The following is a 507-nucleotide window of genomic DNA, read 5'->3' as shown; positions in this document are numbered from 1 at the left end:
AAAAAGAGGATCGCCTAATACAGCAAAGACAACATTTTTTCTCCTAGCTTCATCTAAAATTCTGTCCACTTGTTCCTCTACTTTCTTCCTTTCAAATATAACAATTACATCTTTCTTAATAATTTCTTTTAATTCTTCCTCAAAATTTTCTGGGATATAAGTTGTATAACCATCAAGAAAAATTATATCACTTTCCTTTAGTGCTTCAAATCCCTCTAATGTTATCGATTTTATTCCTTGAACTCCTAATCCCACTAGAGTCAACATCTTTCCTCTATCTAATAGGCTCTAAAGAGCTTGATAAAGAATTTTGCATTTTATAAAAAGTTAAAAATACCTTAAGCTTTACCAAAATGATAGGGCCTGTGGCTCAGCCAGGAAGAGCGGCTGGCTCTTAAAAATACACTCTTTGGAGAAACCAGTAGGTCCGGGGTTCAAATCCCCGCAGGCCCGTTTGTTGAATATGAACAATGATTAAACAATTTAAAAATTTATTTCTGTCAAAAA

Annotated in this window: 1 protein-coding gene and 1 tRNA gene; one reads left to right on the top strand and one right to left on the bottom strand. The window is 33.5% G+C overall.

Annotation, left to right across the window (positions count from 1 at the left end; all coding sequences use genetic code 11):
• On the bottom strand, positions 1-267 hold a 267-nt coding region (locus tag NZ896_06870; GenBank protein ID MCS7117161.1), incomplete at its 3' end, for an SAM-dependent methyltransferase.
• 92 nt (positions 268-359) lie between these two features.
• Between NZ896_06870 and NZ896_06865 the strand changes: the two genes are divergently transcribed.
• A tRNA-Lys gene (locus NZ896_06865) sits at positions 360-453 on the top strand.
• The last annotated feature ends 54 nt before the right edge of the window (positions 454-507 follow it).

The sequence above is a fragment of the Nitrososphaerales archaeon genome (assembly GCA_025058425.1).
Classification (GTDB): Archaea; Thermoproteota; Nitrososphaeria; order Nitrososphaerales; family JANXEG01; genus JANXEG01.
This window is presented reverse-complemented; position numbering and strand designations above follow the sequence as displayed.